General features: G+C 71.8%; 13 protein-coding genes. 10 read left to right on the top strand and 3 right to left on the bottom strand.

Annotated elements, in window-relative coordinates; genetic code table 11:
- The first annotated feature begins 25 nt into the window (after positions 1-25).
- The 3 genes from ACFY0I_RS32765 to ACFY0I_RS32755 all read left to right on the top strand — a co-directional run bounded on the left by ACFY0I_RS32765 (position 26) and on the right by ACFY0I_RS32755 (position 2,596).
- Positions 26-1,204 carry a serine hydrolase domain-containing protein gene (locus tag ACFY0I_RS32765; protein ID WP_388902530.1) on the top strand — a complete coding sequence of 393 codons (1,179 nt, stop codon included), beginning with the start codon at positions 26-28 and terminating at the stop codon, positions 1,202-1,204.
- Between the two features lie 167 nt (positions 1,205-1,371).
- A complete protein-coding gene (locus tag ACFY0I_RS32760) occupies positions 1,372-2,352 on the top strand; it encodes a TerC family protein (RefSeq protein ID WP_388902528.1) in 981 nt (326 codons plus the stop codon).
- Between the two features lie 103 nt (positions 2,353-2,455).
- Positions 2,456-2,596 (top strand): hypothetical protein, encoded by a 141-nt coding sequence (locus ACFY0I_RS32755; protein ID WP_388902526.1) that lies wholly within the window; start codon positions 2,456-2,458, stop codon positions 2,594-2,596.
- 67 nt (positions 2,597-2,663) lie between these two features.
- Here ACFY0I_RS32755 and dhaK read toward each other — a convergent pair whose 3' ends face one another.
- Positions 2,664-3,668: a dihydroxyacetone kinase subunit DhaK gene (dhaK, locus tag ACFY0I_RS32750; protein ID WP_388902524.1), complete on the bottom strand. Its 1,005-nt coding sequence runs from the start codon at positions 3,666-3,668 to the stop codon at positions 2,664-2,666.
- Positions 3,669-3,937: 269 nt separating this feature from the next.
- Here dhaK and ACFY0I_RS32745 point away from each other — a divergent pair, with 269 nt between their 5' ends.
- Genes ACFY0I_RS32745 through ACFY0I_RS32735 form a run of 3 tightly spaced genes read left to right on the top strand, consistent with a single transcriptional unit; the run spans position 3,938 to position 6,708 of the window.
- A complete protein-coding gene (locus ACFY0I_RS32745) occupies positions 3,938-4,786 on the top strand; it encodes an MIP/aquaporin family protein (protein ID WP_388902522.1) in 849 nt (282 codons plus the stop codon).
- Between the two features lie 42 nt (positions 4,787-4,828).
- A complete protein-coding gene (glpK, locus tag ACFY0I_RS32740) occupies positions 4,829-6,346 on the top strand; it encodes a glycerol kinase GlpK (protein ID WP_388902520.1) in 1,518 nt (505 codons plus the stop codon).
- Between the two features lie 56 nt (positions 6,347-6,402).
- On the top strand, positions 6,403-6,708 hold the full coding sequence (locus ACFY0I_RS32735; RefSeq protein ID WP_388902518.1) for a DUF6479 family protein: 306 nt from the start codon (positions 6,403-6,405) through the stop codon (positions 6,706-6,708).
- Positions 6,709-6,816: 108 nt separating this feature from the next.
- On the opposite strand, the gene ACFY0I_RS32730 is transcribed toward ACFY0I_RS32735, so the two are convergent.
- Together ACFY0I_RS32730 and ACFY0I_RS32725 are read right to left on the bottom strand one after the other, a co-directional pair.
- On the bottom strand, positions 6,817-7,905 hold the full coding sequence (locus tag ACFY0I_RS32730) for a glutamate--cysteine ligase (protein WP_388902517.1): 1,089 nt from the start codon (positions 7,903-7,905) through the stop codon (positions 6,817-6,819).
- Positions 7,906-7,983: 78 nt separating this feature from the next.
- On the bottom strand, positions 7,984-8,739 hold the full coding sequence (locus ACFY0I_RS32725) for a DUF4232 domain-containing protein (RefSeq protein ID WP_388902515.1): 756 nt from the start codon (positions 8,737-8,739) through the stop codon (positions 7,984-7,986).
- Between the two features lie 212 nt (positions 8,740-8,951).
- On the opposite strand from ACFY0I_RS32725, the gene ACFY0I_RS32720 reads away from it, so the two are divergent.
- The 4 genes from ACFY0I_RS32720 (at position 8,952) to ACFY0I_RS32705 (ending at position 14,132) form a co-directional block, all read left to right on the top strand.
- Positions 8,952-10,439 carry a helix-turn-helix domain-containing protein gene (locus ACFY0I_RS32720; RefSeq protein WP_388902513.1) on the top strand — a complete coding sequence of 496 codons (1,488 nt, stop codon included), beginning with the start codon at positions 8,952-8,954 and terminating at the stop codon, positions 10,437-10,439.
- A gap of 173 nt (positions 10,440-10,612) precedes the next feature.
- Complete coding sequence (locus ACFY0I_RS32715) at positions 10,613-12,289, top strand: FAD-dependent oxidoreductase (RefSeq protein ID WP_388902512.1); 1,677 nt, start codon at positions 10,613-10,615, stop codon at positions 12,287-12,289.
- Positions 12,286-13,773: an ATP-binding protein gene (locus tag ACFY0I_RS32710; RefSeq protein WP_388902510.1), complete on the top strand. Its 1,488-nt coding sequence runs from the start codon at positions 12,286-12,288 to the stop codon at positions 13,771-13,773. The genes ACFY0I_RS32715 and ACFY0I_RS32710 overlap by 4 nt, the downstream gene beginning before the upstream one ends.
- A complete protein-coding gene (locus ACFY0I_RS32705; protein WP_388902508.1) occupies positions 13,770-14,132 on the top strand; it encodes a UBP-type zinc finger domain-containing protein in 363 nt (120 codons plus the stop codon). Before ACFY0I_RS32710 ends, ACFY0I_RS32705 begins: the two co-directional genes overlap by 4 nt.
- The last annotated feature ends 43 nt before the right edge of the window (positions 14,133-14,175 follow it).

The following is a 14,175-nucleotide window of genomic DNA, read 5'->3' as shown; positions in this document are numbered from 1 at the left end:
CCCCGACCTGCCTGGAGGCATCGTCGTGCGCCGTTCCAAGTCCCTCACGCTCGCCTGCCTGCCCCTGCTCCTCGGCGCCTCACCGGCCGTCGCGCCGGCCGTCGCCCGGGCCGCGGCGGCCCCCGCCGCGGCGTGCCCGGCCGGCCAGTCCTCCGTGCGCGGTACGTGCGTTCCCGCCGATGCGGCGGCGTTCGTGCGCGAGCGGGTGCGCGACGCGCTCGCCCGGTACAAGCTGACCGCGGCCATGGCCGAGGTGTGGATCGACGGCGAGCGCGTCACGGAGGCCGCCGCCGGTGAGGCGATGACGGGCGTGCCCGCCACCACCGACATGCGTTTTCGGATCGGCGCCGTCTCGATCCCCTACCTGACGACCGCGCTGCTCCAACTCGTCGACCGGGGCAAGGTCTCCCTCGACGACAAGCTCTCCCGCTGGCGCCCCGACGTGCCGCACGCAGACGAGATCACCCTGGGCATGCTGGCCTCGACCACCTCCGGCTACGCGGACTACGTCCGGGACCCGAAGTTCATCGCGGACCTGTACAAGGATCCCTTCCGGAACTGGACGGCGTCCGAACTCGTGAAGATCTCGGTGTCCAAACCCCTGGTGCGCGAGCCGGGTTCGGGCTTCGCCTACTCCCACGCCAACTGGGTGCTGCTCGGCGATGTCATCTCCCGGCTCAAGGGCCGCCCACTGGCCGAGGTGATGGAGGCGGACGTCCTGAAGCCGATGGGTCTGACCGCGACCGACATCCCGACCACGGCGGAGATACCCGCGCCCGTCCTGCACGGATTCGACAACGAGCGCGGCGTGTTCGAGGACGCCACGTACTGGAACCCCTCGTGGACGCTGGCACCGGGCGCGGTCATGACGGGCACCCTGGGCGACATGGCGAAGTCGTTCACGGCGATCGGCGAGGGTGAACTGCTGTCCCCCGAGTCCCACCGCGAGCAGCTCGCGCCGGTCTCGCGGATCGATCCGAACACGTCCTTCTCCCTCGGTCTGGCCCTGCAGAACGGCTGGATCGTCCAGAATCCGTCCTTCGCCGGGTACGCGGGAGCCGTCGCGTACCTGCCCTCGAAGAAGATCGCGATCGCGACGGTGGCCACACAGGGGCTGGGCAGCACGGTGCAGAACGCCGCCGCGTCCTTCCTGGCGGACATCGCCGGCCATCTCGTCCCCGAGGCCGCGCTGAAAGCGGAATGACCCGCGGACCGATCGGGGGCTCCGCGTCGCGTCCGGCCGTCGGAAGGTGGGCGACGGCCACGGATCTCACGGTGCGCCGGAGGGTGAAATGCCGCAGACTCCTGTAAGAGGCTCGACCGGGTAGGGCCCGTACGTCGCGTGCGGGTCGCCGTAAGGGTGTGTTCGGCGTGCTCGAAGTCCCGTTGTGGCTGTGGGGGACGTTCGCCGCGACCGTGGTGGTGTCGCTGGCGATCGACCTGTTGGCCCACCGCACCGCCCATGTGATCGGCTTCAAGGAGGCCGCGCTGTGGAGCGGCCTGTGGGTGAGCCTCGCCCTGGCCTTCGGGGGGCTGGTCTTCCTCGTCCTCGGTTCGACGGCCGGTACGGAGTACACGACCGCGTGGCTGCTGGAGAAGAGCCTGTCGGTCGACAACCTGTTCGTCTTCGCGGTGATCTTCGGCTACTTCAAGGTGCCCCGCGCCTACCAGCACCGGGTGCTGTTCTACGGCGTGATCGGGGCCCTCGTGTTCCGCGGGATCTTCCTGTCCCTCGGCGTCGCCGTCGTCACCCGCTTCACCGCCGTGCTGTTCGTCTTCGCCGCCGTCCTCTTCTACAGCGCGTACAAGCTCGTCAAGGACGAGCAGGACACCTTCGACCCGGGCAAGAGCTTCGCCGTGCGGCTGTTGCGCAAGGTCGTGCCGGTCCGGGACGAGTACGCGGGGACGAAGTTCTTCGTGAAGGAGGCCGGCAAGCGCGTGGCGACGCCGTTGCTCGCGGTGGTCGCCGCGATCGAGGCGGCCGACCTGATCTTCGCCGTCGACAGCGTCCCCGCCGTCCTCGCGGTCAGCGACGACGCGTTCGTCGTCTACACGAGCAACGCGTTCGCGATCCTCGGCCTGCGGGCCCTGTACTTCCTGCTGGCCGGACTGTTGGACCGGTTCCACTACCTGAGCAAGGGCCTGGCCGTCATCCTCGCCTTCATCGGCGTGAAGCTGATCTTCCAGGCCTCCCACAAGATGATCAGCCCGAGTGTTCCGGAGATCCCCTCGCCGGTCAGCCTGGCCGTCATCGTGGTCGTCCTGGCCTTTTCCGTCGTCCTCAGCATCCGCCGACCGCCCGACGCAAAGGAGGACGAGCCTTCGCGGTCGTCGGACGGACCGCACCCTTGACCTCCCATTCCCGGACAGACGGGTCTATTGTTAAAAAATGAGTAAAACCGAGCATGAGACCGGGCCTCAAGGCGCGCTTGCGTGCCCGGCCTGCAAGCAGTCCGTGAGCACCGCCGTCAAGAGGCGGCACAAGACGCTGGGGGTCTTCGTACCCGTGTGGGTCCCCGGCCCCTGCCACAACCCCGAGTGCCGCGAGTACCTGGAGGACACACGTCGCGCCGAGTACGGCCACGAGGCCCGCTGAGCGCACCTCCCGCGCACGACCCGACCGGCCCGCCCCCGGTGGACCGGTCGCGTCGGGCGCGGCTCCGTCAGCGGCCCCAGCGCAGGGCGGCCGTCTGTACGGGGGCGTCCCACAGTCGCAGCAGTTCGTCATCGGCCCGGCACAGGGTCACCGAGCAGCCCGCCATGTCCAGCGAGGTGACGTAGTTGCCCACGAGGGTGCGCGCCACCGGGACGCCCCGGGCGGCCAGGATCCGCGCCACCTCGGCGTGGAACCCGTACAGCTCCAGCAGCGGCGTCGCGCCCATGCCGTTGACCAGGGCCAGCACCGGCCCGTCGGCGGGGGCGACGGCCGCCAGGTCCTCCAGTACGGCGGCCACCGCCACCTCGGCGATCTCCCGCGCGGGCATCATCGGGCGCCGCTCACGGCCGGGTTCACCGTGGATCCCGACGCCGAGTTCGAGTTCGCCGTCCGGCAGGTCGAAGGTCGGGCTGCCCTTCGCGGGGGTGCTGCAGGCGCCCAGCGCCACGCCGAAGCTCCGGGAGGACGCGTTGACCCGGCGGGCCAACGCGGCGACCCGCTCCAGCGGGGCACCCGCCTCGGCGGCCGCGCCGGCGATCTTCTCCACGAAGAGCGTGGCCCCGGTGCCGCGCCGTCCGGCCGTGTACAGGCTGTCGGTCACCGCGACGTCGTCGTCGACCAGCACCCGCTCGACGCGGATCCCGTCCTCCTCGGCGAGTTCGGCCGCCATGTCGAAGTTGAGGACGTCGCCGGTGTAGTTCTTGACGACGAAGAGCACGCCCTGCCCCGAGTCGACGTCCGTCGCCGCCCGCACCATCTGGTCGGGCACGGGTGAGGTGAACACCTCGCCGGGACACGCGGCCGACAGCATTCCGTAGCCCACGAACCCGGCGTGCAGGGGCTCGTGGCCGGAGCCGCCACCGGACACCAGGCCGACCCGGCCGCCCTCCCGGGCACCGCGCCGTACGACCACCCGGCGCTCCACGTCCACATCGAGGTCGGGGTGGGCGGCGGCCATCCCCCGCAGGGCGTCGGCGACCACCGTTTCCGCACTGTTGATCAGCATGTTCATGGAGTACCTCCCGGGTGGCCGATGGCGGTCGGCGGTCGGTCGCGACCGGCCGCCGGGCCCCGCCGTACCCACCAAGTGTGCCGCCGCGCCGGGGAGATCCGCGAGGGTGGCGCGCCCGCCGACCGCCGCCGTCCGGCACCGCCGGGGGCGGGCCCGACGTAGGGGTGGCATATGTTCCGGTTCGCGGGGAATACGTCGATTATTGAACTGTGTGCGCAGAGCGCGGGGCGCAAGACGACCGGTTCCCGGCCGTCGGGAAAGGGACCCCCATGGTCAAGCGACTCAAGGAATCAGGGCTGGTCGGCGAACTCTCCGCCGAATTCGCCGGCACCATGATCCTCATCCTCTTCGGTTGCGGCGTCGTGGCCCAGGTGGTCGCCGGCGGAGGTCTGACGGACCCCGCGGGCGGGCTCGGGAACCACGACAGCATCGCCTGGGCGTGGGGCCTCGCCGTCACCCTCGGCGTCTACGTCGCGGCCCGGCTGAGCGGCGCCCACCTGAACCCGGCGGTCACCGTGGCCCTCGCCACCTTCAAGGGCTTCCCCTGGAGCAAGGTGGCTCCGTACGCGCTGGCCCAGACGGCCGGCGCCTTCGTGGCGGCGCTGATCGTCCGGTGGAACTACACCGAGGCCCTGGCGAAGTTCGACCCGGGCCACACGATCAAGACCCAGGGCGTCTTCTCCACGCTGCCGGCCAACGGCAACACGAACCTGCCGGTCACCGAGTGGGGCGCGCTGCGTGACCAGATCATCGGCACGGCGATCCTGCTGCTGCTGATCCTGGCGGTCACGGACCTGTTGGGCACGCCCCCGGGCGCCAACCTGGCCCCGTTCATCGTCGGCCTGATCGTGGTCGCGATCGGCATGGCCTGGGGCACCAACGCCGGCTACGCCATCAACCCCGCACGCGACTTCGGCCCCCGACTGGCCAGCTTCCTCACCGGCTACGGCGGGGCGTGGCGAGATCAGTACGGGCACTTCTACTACTGGGTCCCGATCATCGGACCGCTCATCGGCGGCGTGCTGGGCGCGGGCCTGTACAAGGTCTTCATCGGCCGGTTCCTGCCGACCGCCGAACCGGAGCCCCCCGGCCGGGTACCGGCCCCGGACGAGAGCTGACACCGGCCCGAGAGAGTGACCGACCCGAGAGGAGGCCCTCCCATGGCTGACTTCGTCGGCGCGGTGGACCAGGGGACCACCAGCACCCGTTTCATGATCTTCGACCATGCGGGCAACGAGGTGGCGAAGCACCAGTTGGAGCACTCCCAGATCCTCCCCCGCTCGGGCTGGGTCGAGCACGACCCCGTCGAGATCTGGGAGCGCACCAACTCGGTGATGCAGAACGCCCTGCGGCACGGGAACCTCTCGGCTTCCGACCTGGCGGCGATCGGCGTCACCAACCAGCGGGAGACGACCGTGGTGTGGGACCCCCGCACCGGGCGTCCCTACTACAACGCCATCGTCTGGCAGGACACCCGTACCGACTCGATCGCCGCGGCCCTGGAGCGGTCCGGTCAGGGGGACGTCATCCGGCGCAAGGCCGGACTGCCCCCCGCCACGTACTTCTCGGGCGGCAAGATCCAGTGGATCCTGGAGAACGTCGACGGGGTCCGCGCCGCGGCCGAGGAGGGCCACGCCCTCTTCGGCAACACCGACTGCTGGGTGCTGTGGAACCTCACCGGCGGCCCCGACGGCGGCATCCACGCCACCGACGTGACCAACGCCAGCCGCACCATGCTGATGGACCTGGAGACCCTCGACTGGGACGACGAACTCCTCGGCTTCTTCGACGTGCCGAGGGCGATGCTCCCGAGCATCCACCCGTCCTCCCACCCGCAGGCCTACGGACAGACCCGTACGTCCCGGCCGCTGCGCGCCGCCATCCCCATCACCGGGGTCCTCGGCGACCAGCAGGCGGCCACCGTCGGGCAGGTCTGCTACGCCCCGGGCGAGGCGAAGAACACCTACGGCACCGGCAACTTCCTGGTCCTCAACACCGGCACCGAGCTGGTCCGCTCGCAGCACGGGCTGCTCACCACCGTGGCCTACCAGTTCGGTGACGAGCCCGCCGTGTACGCGCTGGAGGGTTCCATCGCCGTCACCGGATCCGCGATCCAGTGGCTGCGCGACCAGTTGAAGATCATCAACGACGCGGCGGACAGCGAACGCCTGGCCCGCACCGTCGAGGACAGCGGCGGCATCTACTTCGTACCCGCCTTCTCCGGCCTGTTCGCACCGTACTGGCGCTCCGACGCCCGCGGCGCCATCGTCGGACTCGCCCGCTACCACGACAACGGCCACCTGGCCCGGGCCGCCCTGGAAGCCATCTGCTACCAGAGCCGCGATGTGGTGGAGGCCATGGAACAGGACTCCGGTGTGCACCTCGACGTGCTGAAGGTCGACGGCGGCGTCACCGCGAACGACCTGTGCATGCAGATCCAGGCCGACGTCCTGGGCGTACCGGTCAGCCGCCCGGTCGTCGCCGAGACGACCGCGCTGGGCGCCGCCTACGCCGCGGGGCTGGCCACCGGCTTCTGGCGGGACACGGACGAACTGCGCACCCATTGGCAGGAGTCCCGGCGCTGGGCGCCCCAGTGGTCCGAGGAACAGCGCGCGCAGGGGTACGAGGGCTGGAAGAAGGCGGTGGAACGCACTCTCGACTGGGCCAAGGTGGAATAGGCCCGGCACCCTCGGTCCGCGCACATGGGCCGTGCGGCGGCGGGTAGGCGCAGCCCATGAACACGACGCTCGCAACCTCGATCACCACGGCCGCGGAGACCTCGGGCGGCGCCTGGCTGCTCCCCCTGATCGGCATCGTCATCGCGGCGGTGCTGATCGGCGCCGTCTGGTGGGGGATCAAGCGGCGTCGGACGATGCGCCCCGGCCGCACGGCGCCGGCGGAATCCACCCCCGGCACCACCGCCACCCCGCCCCCGGCGGACCCCGGTGACTTCGCCGGCGACCACGGGCGGCACCGCGGACCGCACGACTTCCCCGGGTACGGGAACATCGGCGACGGCGGCGAGAAGCGCGACGGCTGACCGTCCCGGTGGTTTCCCCTTGGTGGGCCCGCACTCATGAGAGTGCGGGCCCACCAAGGGGTCGAGAACGGGGTCGAGTCGTCCGTGATCGGGCCGAGGGGTCGGCTATCAGGCCTGACCGCCGGTGATCAGGCCGAGGAGCCCGGGCAGTCCGCCCTCGGCCAGGGCGCGGCGCTGGCGGTCGGCGGGCGTGCCCTCGCGCAGGAGCCGGGTGACGAGGGCGCTCACCTCGCGGTGGTCGCCCGCCTCCTCCAGGGCCGGCCCGATGTGGCGCAGCAGGGCGCACATCACGTCGCCGCCGCTGTGCGGCCGACCCGCCGGATCGAGCAGGGTGCCGCTCAGGCCGTACCGGGCCGCGTGCCAGTTGCCGGCCTGGACGAGTTCCGGCGCGGTGACGGCGAGCGGGGCGCGGGCCCGCTCCTCGGCGATCGCGGTGGCGACCAGGGCGCGGATGATCCCGGCCAACATCACCGCCTCGTCGGCCTGGAGCTGTACGTCCGCGCAGCGGATCTCGACGGTGGGGTAGCGCTCGGAGAGCCTCGCCTGCCAGTACACCTGCCCCCTGTCCTCGATCACGCCCGACTCCAGCAGGGCGTCGAGGCGGCGTTCGTAGTCGGCGAGGCCGTCGAAGTGCGGCAGTGGCCCACTGACCGGCCACCGGCCGAACACGATGGTGCGCCAGCTCGCGAACCCGGTGTCCTCGCCGTTCCACAGGGGTGAGTTCCCGGACATGGCCAGGATCGTCGCCAACCACGGCCGGATCCGGTTCAGCACCGCCGTGCCGGTCTCCCGGTCGGGCACCCCCACGTGCACGTGCATCCCGCTGATCAGCTGTTCGCCGACCAGGTGCCGGGCCGTCCCCTCCATCCGCCGATACCGGGCGTTCGCGGTCACGGGGACGGGAACGGCCCCCCGCAGGGGTGCGGCGCCCGTGGCGGCGATCCGGCAGTCGTTCGCCTCGGCGGCCGAGGCCAGCGCGTGCCGCAGGCGCAGGAGGTGGCCCCCCACTTCCTCCAACCGGGTGCACACGGGCGTGGCCACCTCGATCTGTGCCTGGAGCAGCTCGTCCTGGACCTCGCCGCGTTCCGCGACGAGCCCGAGTCCGGCCGTACGGCGTACGTCCTCCACGCGTGGCGCGGGGAGCCCCGTAGTGGGGTCGACCAGCAGGTATTCCTCTTCCACACCGACAGTGATCACGATCTGCGGCTACCCGGAAGCGCCATGATCACCCCTGCGGGGTACGACGTACCCGCCCCCCGGACGCGTCGGAGACGTTCAGGATCCGAGGGCGTCCTCGACGTTCTGCTGCCAGTAGCCGACGGTCAGCGAGCTGTCGTAGTGGACGCCGGCGGCCGGCAGCGAGGGCGTGGCGGACGCGCCTCCGCTGCTGTGGGGCGTCATGCCCTGGAAGGCGACGGTGAGCCGGTGTCCGGTGGTCCCGCCCTCGCCGCTGCCGTCGGCCGCCGACAGCAGGGCCGCCGCGTAGCCGGACTCGCCGGGCGCGAGGGACACGACGGCCTGCGGCTGGGTCTCCTTGCGGGCGGCCGGCGCCCACTGCATCTCGTCGAAGCGGAGCACCGGGTAGTAGGTGAGGTCGCACGGCTTCGAGCCGGTGTTCTTCACCGTGATCAGCAGGTGGTTGAGGGGCCGCGACACCGGCTGGGCGGTGACGGCGGTGTTGGAGCCGTTGCACAGGACGCGCTTCCCTGCGGTCGACGGCTCCGCCGGGCCCTTCGATGCGGCGGGGCCGGTGCCGCTCTGCCCGCCGCCGTTGCTCTTCGCCCCGCCGGCGGTCGTCGCGGGAACCCGGTCGGGGGTGCTCGGTGTCCCCTGCGGGGTGGACGCGCCGCCCCGGGGGGCGCTCGTGGCGCTCGTCGGGGTGGCCGCCGCGGTTCCCTCGTCCTTGAGGCCCGTGCCGTCCTGACAGGCGGTGAGGGCGAGCGCGGCCACGACGGCGGCGGCGGCTCCCGCGAGCCGTCGGTGGGTGCGGGTGACGGACGTCGTGGTGGGGCTGGGACGGAGCTCGAACACGGCTGACTGCCTCTCATGCGGGGTGCCCACGGCGGCTGTCGGGACCGGCTGCCGGGGGCGGTGTGCTTGGATGGCAGCAGCCTGCGGGGTGATCCGTCCCGGGCACCACATCCGAGCGGCAATCAGGGATGCTGGGACGCTCACACAGGCTCTGAGCTGCTGAAACAACCCGTTCCTGGGATGCGGGACGGGATACTGGGGTGGGAGGAACAGTGTCGTCCGACACCGCTGGGTCCGAGTTCGCCGGGCTGCTGCGTGAGTTGAAGGACCGGTCCGGCCTCAGTTACGGGACGCTCGCCAAACGGCTCCACATGAGTACGTCGACCCTGCACCGGTACTGCGGCGGCGACGTCGTCCCGCCGGAGTACGCACCGGTCGAACGGTTCGCCCGGCTGTGCAAGGCGTCGCCCGACGAACTCGTCGCGCTGCACCGGAGTTGGGTGCTGGCGGACGTGAACCGGCCCCGCAAGGGCGGCGATCCGGGCAGCAGGACACCGGCCGGGCCGGTGGCGGCGGCGGCTCCCGAAACGGTGGCAGGCGAGGCGGTCGTAGGCGAGGCGGCGGCTCCGGTGGACCGGGTTGACGGGGAGGCCCCGGCTACGTCCGGGGCCCGGCCGCCCGAGTCGTCCCGGCCGTCCGAACGGTTGCTGGACGTGCCTGCGACGCCCTCGGAGGTGACCGGGCCGTTCGCTGCTCCGGCTGAGGTTTCCGTGGCGCAGGCGCCACCGCGCCGGCCGCGCAGGGCCGTCCTCGCCGGGATCGCCGTGGCCGCCGTCGCCGGGGCGGTCGTGTTCGCCCTGAGCCTGAACCTGTCGGCGGACACCGGCGTCCGGGGCCGCCCCGTCGGCGCGGCCTCCCCCGCGCCCGGCGAAGCCGGACGTACGGGGGGCGGGACGGCAGCCGCCGGCCCGCCCGCGGCCTCGCCCGCGCCGGCTCGGTCGGCGTCCCGGGGCGTGTCCCAGGGCCCTTCCCGGGGCGCGGGCGGCGGCCCCGCGGGCGCCGTTCCCGAAGCGGCCGGTACGGGAGCCGCCGCCGGGCCCTCCGCGCCCTCCCCCGGCGGCGCGGGCGCCGCCGGCGACCAGGCGTCCGCCGCGCCGTTGACGGTGGCGGCCCAGCCGCACACCTGGGAGTCGCCCTGCGGCCAGCACTACCTGATCGACAAGCCGCCGACCGAGGTGGGCCCGCCGCCCCTGGAGCGGGACGCGCCCGCGTGGGTGGCGGCGTCCGGAGCCGTGGCAGCGGGCGAGCAGTACGTCACGCTCACCCTCCAGGGCACGGGCAAGGAGACGGTGGTGCTGGACAGCATGACCGTCCGTACCGCCGGCAAGCGCACACCTCTGCCCTGGAACGACTACGCCATGGGCTATCCGGGGGTCGGCTGCGGCTCCGGCGTGCCGACGCGTTCCTTCACCGTGGCTCTCGACGCCGCGCGGCCGGCCTTCGCGCCCGTGGCCGGGGAGCGGAACTTCCCGTTCATGGTGAGCGAGTCCACGCCCGAGGTGTTCTACGTCAAGGCGGACGCCTCCGCGTACGACGTCAGCTGGTACCTGGAGCTGGCCTGGTCCAGCGGCTCCCGGCACGGCACCGTCACGATCGACCACAACGGCAAGCCCTTCCGTACCAGCGGCCACAACGGGCGGCCCGGCTACGAGTTCCCCCTGGGCGGAGAAGGCTGGGTCCCGGCGGGATCGACCTCCTGACCCGGCGCCACCGGCGTCCGCGCGTCTGACCGGGAGCGACCGGGGGTGTACCCGGAGCGCACGGTGGGTGGCGTCCCGGAGCGGTTCCGAACGATCGAACATACGATGGGCGGGAACCGGCGCGGACGGCTCGCCGTGCCGCCCGCCCACTGCACTCGGGGTGGAGACGACGTATGGCACAGGCCGCCGACACGGCGCGGACCGTCATCCTGACCGTGGACGACGACCCGGGAGTCTCCCGCGCCATCGCCCGTGACCTGCGGCGCCGCTACGGAGCCGAGTACCGGATCGTGCGCGCGGAGTCCGGGGAGTCCGCGATGGAGGCGCTGCGCGAACTGAAACTGCGCGGCGATCTGGTGGCGGTGATCCTCGCCGACTACCGCATGCCGCAGATGAACGGCATCGCGTTCCTCGAGGAAGCCATGGTCGTGTACCCGGGCGCCCGGCGCGTGCTGCTCACCGCGTACGCCGATACGAACGCGGCGATCGACGCGATCAACGTGGTCGACCTCGACCACTACCTGCTCAAGCCCTGGGACCCGCCCGAGGAGAAGCTCTACCCGGTCCTGGACGACCTACTCGCGGCCTGGCGCGCCAGCGACTACCGGCCGGTACCCGCCACGAAGGTGGTCGGGCACCGCTGGTCGGCGCCCTCCTCGGCGGTACGCGAGTTCCTGGCCCGCAACCAGGTGCCGTACCGCTGGTACTCCTCCGACGAGCCGGAGGGCCGGCGGCTGCTGGACGCTGCCGGGGCCGACGGGCAGCGGCTGCCGCTGGTCGTCACGCCCGACGGCGGCGTGCTCGTCGAACCGGAGCCGGCCGAACTGGCCGCCCGCGTCGGGCTCGCGACGACCCCGACCTCGGACTTCTACGACCTCGTGGTGATCGGCGGCGGCCCGGCCGGGCTCGGTTCGGCGGTGTACGGGGCGTCCGAGGGGTTGCGTACGGTCCTGGTCGAGCGGTCGGCGACCGGTGGGCAGGCCGGGCAGAGCTCCCGCATCGAGAACTACCTGGGTTTCCCGGACGGCGTCTCGGGCGCGCAGCTCACCGAGCGGGCCCGCCGGCAGGCCGGCCGGTTCGGCGCCGAGATCCTCACGGCGCGCGAGGTCACGGGGCTGGAGGTCAACGGCGCGGCGCGCGTCGTCCGCTTCTCCGACGGCTCGGCGGTCGCCGCCCACAGCGTGATCCTGGCGACGGGCGTGTCGTACCGGCAACTCCACGCGCCGGGCTGCGACTCCCTGACCGGCTGCGGGGTGTACTACGGCTCCTCGCTCACCGAGGCCGCCTCCTGCCAGGGGCAGGACGTGTACATCGTGGGCGGCGCCAACTCCGCCGGGCAGGCGGCGATGTACCTGGCGAGGGGCGCGAAGTCGGTGACGCTGCTGGTGCGCGGGGAGTCCCTCGCCGCGTCGATGTCGTACTACCTCATCCAACAGATCGAGGAGGCACCGAACATCACGGTGCGGCCCCGGACCGTCGTCGAGGAAGCGCACGGCGACGGACACTTGGAGCAGCTGACGCTGCGGGACGTGGACAGCGGGGCGACCGAGCTCGTCGATGCCCAGTGGATGTTCGTGTTCATCGGCGCGGCCCCGCTGACGGACTGGCTGGACGGGACGGTGCTGCGCGACGAACACGGTTTCATCCTGGCCGGCCCGGACCTCACGCCGGACGGCCGACCGCCGGCGGAGTGGCAACTGGACCGCTCTCCCTACCATTTGGAGACCAACGTCCCCGGTGTGTTCGTTGCGGGCGACGCGCGCGCCCAGTCGGCGAAGCGCGTCGCGTCCGCCGTCGGAGAGGGAGCCATGGCCGTGATGCTCGTCCACCGGTACCTGGAGCAGTCATGAGCGGGCAGGTCATGCCCTGCGGACCCCAGGAGATCGCCTCGCTGTTCCTGTTCGAGAAACTCTCCCCGGAGCAGCTCGGGCGGCTGTGCTCGCAGGGGCGGGTGGAACGGTTCGAGGTGGGGCCGGTGTACACCGAGGGCGACCCGGCCACCTGCTTCTACGTGATGATCGAGGGCACCGTCGTACTGGCCCGCCGGGTGGGCGGCGACGACGTCGAGGTCAGCCGTACCTCGCAGCGCGGCGTGTACGCGGGAGCGATGCAGGCGTACCTGGGCGACCGGGTGCCGCAGACGTACACGAACTCGATGCGGGTGACCGAGCCGACGCGGTTCTTCGTGCTGCCCTCGCAGTCCTTCGCGGACATCATGCAGGAGTGGTTCCCGATGGCCGCGCACCTGCTGGAGGGGTTGTTCTTCGGATCGAAGAACACGCAGCGGGCGATCGGTCAGCGCGAACGGCTGCTGGCCCTGGGGTCGTTGTCCGCAGGCCTCACCCACGAGCTGAACAACCCGGCCGCGGCGGCGGTACGGGCCACCGCGGCGCTGCGGGAGCGGGTGGGCAAGATGCGGCACAAGCTGGCCGTCATCGCCCAGGGTCCGTATCCGCGCGAGGTGCTCGCCGGCCTCATCGACATCCAGGAGCGCACCGCCGAACGCGTCGCCAAAGCACCGGCGTTGAGCCCACTGGAGGCGTCCGACCGGGAGGACGAGCTCGCCGACTGGCTCGACGACCACGGCATCACGGAGGGCTGGCGGGTCGCACCGACCTTCGTCCAGGCCGGCTTGGACACGGACTGGCTGGAGCAGGTCGCGGCCGCCGTGGACCAGGACATCCTGCCGGGGGCGATCGGCTGGCTCAACTACACGGTCGAGACCGAACTGTTGATGGACGAGATCAACGACTCCACCACCCGCATCTCCCACCTCGTGGACGCGGCCAAGCAGTACTCGCAGCTCGACCGCGCCCCGCACCGGGTGGTCGACGTCCACGAACTCCTCGACAGCACCCTGTTGATGCTGTCCGGCAAGATCGGCCCCGGGGTACGGGTGGTCAAGGAGTACGACCGCTCCCTACCGGACGTGCCGGCCTATCCGGCGGAGCTCAACCAGGTGTGGACCAACCTCATCGACAACGCCGTCTTCGCCATCGGGAGCACCGGCGACGAGGGCGTGTTGACGGTCCGTACGGCACGGGAGGGGGACCGGCTGCTGGTGGAGTTCCGCGACACGGGGCCCGGTATCCCGGCGGACGTCCGCAGCCGCATCTTCGACCCGTTCTTCACCACCAAACCGGTCGGTGAGGGCACCGGGCTCGGCCTGGACATCTCCTGGCGGATCGTCGTCAGCAAGCACCACGGCAGCCTCCAGGTCGAATCGGTGCCGGGCGACACCCGTTTCCAGGTGCTTCTCCCGCTGACCGCTCCGGAGGTCGAGGCGGTCCCCGAGGGTCCCGAAACCGACACCACCGAGGAGGACTCCGCATGACCGGCATTGACGGCATCGACGGCATCGACCCGAGCGTCCCGCCCACCGGCACCGGCTGCGCCGACTGCGACGAGGCGGGCGGCTGGTGGTTCCACCTGCGGCGCTGCGCCCAGTGCGGCCACATCGGCTGCTGTGACTCCTCGCCGGGCCAACACGCCACCGCGCACTGGAAGTCCAGCGGCCATCCCCTGGTGCGGAGCTTCGAGCCGGGCGAGGAATGGTTCTGGAACTACGCCACCAACGCCATGTACGAGTCGGGGCCCGAGCTGAAGCCGCCGGGCGGCCACCCGCCGGACCAACCGTCGCCGGGGCCGGCCGACCGTGTCCCGCAGGACTGGGCGGACCGGCTGCACCGCTGAAACCGCGATCCCGCCCCTGCCGTCGGCTCACGGAACCGGGACG

It is taken from the genome of Streptomyces sp. NPDC001568 (assembly GCF_042893755.1).
Classification (GTDB): domain Bacteria; phylum Actinomycetota; class Actinomycetes; order Streptomycetales; family Streptomycetaceae; genus Streptomyces.
The sequence above is the reverse complement of the archived record's forward strand: the minus strand, read 5'-3'. Positions and strand labels throughout refer to the sequence as shown.

What these genes read in the sequence shown, in the direction of transcription:
- dhaK (WP_388902524.1), bottom strand. Translation starts at nt 3,668, where the DNA reads ATGAACATGCTGATCAACAGTGCGGAAACGGTGGTCGCCGACGCCCTG.
- ACFY0I_RS32745 (WP_388902522.1), top strand. Translation starts at nt 3,938, where the DNA reads ATGGTCAAGCGACTCAAGGAATCAGGGCTGGTCGGCGAACTCTCCGCC.
- glpK (WP_388902520.1), top strand. Translation starts at nt 4,829, where the DNA reads ATGGCTGACTTCGTCGGCGCGGTGGACCAGGGGACCACCAGCACCCGT.
- ACFY0I_RS32735 (WP_388902518.1), top strand. Translation starts at nt 6,403, where the DNA reads ATGAACACGACGCTCGCAACCTCGATCACCACGGCCGCGGAGACCTCG.
- ACFY0I_RS32715 (WP_388902512.1), top strand. Translation starts at nt 10,613, where the DNA reads ATGGCACAGGCCGCCGACACGGCGCGGACCGTCATCCTGACCGTGGAC.
- ACFY0I_RS32710 (WP_388902510.1), top strand. Translation starts at nt 12,286, where the DNA reads ATGAGCGGGCAGGTCATGCCCTGCGGACCCCAGGAGATCGCCTCGCTG.
- ACFY0I_RS32705 (WP_388902508.1), top strand. Translation starts at nt 13,770, where the DNA reads ATGACCGGCATTGACGGCATCGACGGCATCGACCCGAGCGTCCCGCCC.